Origin of the sequence: Collinsella aerofaciens, assembly GCF_015548375.1 — a bacterium.
GTDB lineage: Bacteria > Actinomycetota > Coriobacteriia > Coriobacteriales > Coriobacteriaceae > Collinsella > Collinsella aerofaciens_AB.
In genome coordinates, this window is the sequence record NZ_JADMWW010000049.1 from 1 (window position 1) to 1,816 (window position 1,816).

Annotated in this window: 1 protein-coding gene; it reads right to left on the reverse strand. The window is 59.7% G+C overall.

Going from position 1 to position 1,816, the window contains the following annotated elements; genetic code table 11:
• Positions 1–217: 217 nt before the first annotated feature.
• Positions 218–1,618 (reverse strand): phosphoglucomutase/phosphomannomutase family protein, encoded by a 1,401-nt coding sequence (locus I1969_RS10900; RefSeq protein WP_271748108.1) that lies wholly within the window; start codon positions 1,616–1,618, stop codon positions 218–220.
• Between the last annotated feature and the right edge of the window lie 198 nt (positions 1,619–1,816).

A 1,816-nucleotide genomic window follows, 5' to 3' on the forward strand; every position in this document is an offset into this window, starting at 1 on the left:
GTCCATCCTCGCAGTATCCGGTTCTCAAGGTGCACGCTTTGCGGCTCATCCGGTCCGACCGGGCCGCGCGGCAAGGAGATATATTGCCAGACCGGAGGGGCCCCGGGGGCGGGAATCTGGGCGTACACATTTCCTACACATCTTGGGATCCGACTAACGTTTGCCAGCCGTTACCTACCGCTCGCCGAGCATCTCTTTATATAAGGCAGTCTCATGGTTAAAGCGGATACGTCCCCCTAGCTAAAGCACAGCCAGCATCGAGCAACTCATCACGTTCTTCCACCGAGAACCCCTCGGCGTAGACGCGCACCACTGGTTCGGTCCCGCTAGGACGAACCAGCAGCCACGTGTCATCCTCGAATGCCAAACGCAAGCCATCCATATGACTAACGTTTTGCGGCACCTTGCCACAAATCGACTTGGGGTTTACGCCCGGCAGCAGGGTTCGTAACGTTTCGGCATCTTCGGCCTCAAGGCGCAAATCGCGTCGACCGTAACTCGTCTTACCAAAACTGTCCTCGAGTTGGTCGACCAGAACGCCCAAAGGCGCGTCCGTCTTTGCCATAAGCTCACACAGAATCAGACAGGCGAGGATTCCATCGCGCTCGGGCATATGCGCGGCGATGCCGATGCCACCGGCTTCTTCGCCGCCCATGAGGACGCCACCCTTCTTCATCTCCGCCGCTATATATTTGAAACCGACTGGTTTGACGGTCACGCGGCAGCCAAGCGCCTCCGCAATGCGACGCACGAGCGTCGAGCATGAAAGATTGACGACGACGCGCCCCTCCAAATTACGAAATTGAACCAAGTCGCCCAAAACGAGCGCCATGATCTGATGCGGATGTATATATCTGCCGCGCTCGTCAACCGCGCCGATACGGTCGGCGTCGCCGTCGGTCACCAGGCCAGCGCAAGCTCCGTCCTCGATAACCGTGCGCTCGCAAGTGTCCACCCAAGGCTCAACGGGGTCGGGGCAGATATCTTCTTGATCAGACGCCTGCCCGGCGTGAATCTCGTGCACCTCAACGCCAAGCTCGCGCAGCAAGTCGGCTAGATAGCCCTGGGCTGCGCCGCCCATGGGATCGACAACCACGCGCAAGTGCGCGGCGCGGATGGCTTCGGCATCGACAAACGATGCCACCGCCTGCATATAGTCAGGAATGATATCCGCGGTGCGATATTGCCCCTCGATCCCCATTGGCTCGGGAGCCATAGTCTCTTCGAGCTCTTCGATGACATCCTGGTTGGCGGTCGAGCCGTCACCCATCCGCAGCTTGAGGCACAGATAGCCCTGCGGATGATGGGACCCCGTCACCATGAGCGCGCCGCACGCTTCACCGTCATAAGCCGCCGCCCACGTAAGGGCAGGGGTCGGGACAGGTCGCGAAGCGAGCACGGCGTCTAGCCCGTGCGCTGCTAGCACGCCCGCCGCAAGCTCAGCGAACTCGCGCGCCAGGGGCCGGGTGTCGAACCCTATATATACCGTTTTGCCCGGATTGGTCTTTTGCCACAACTCACCGACGGCATCGGCGATACGGGCAACGTTATCGGCAGTGAAGTCCTCATCGACGCGAGCGCGCCAACCGTCAGTTCCAAAATGAATTATCGCGCACACGCGCAGACACCTCACAGTGTTTGGATCATGGTACGCATGGGGTATACCCGCAACATGCACTCGGTAACCTGCCGGCACCAGCATTCACCATTTGGGCAAATGCTGCCGAGGACATGCAGGCAATCAGAACCACCCTTAAAAAGGGTGGTTTGCTCTTAGGGTATAACCCACGGGCCCCGGGCTCGCGTCTAAAGGCGC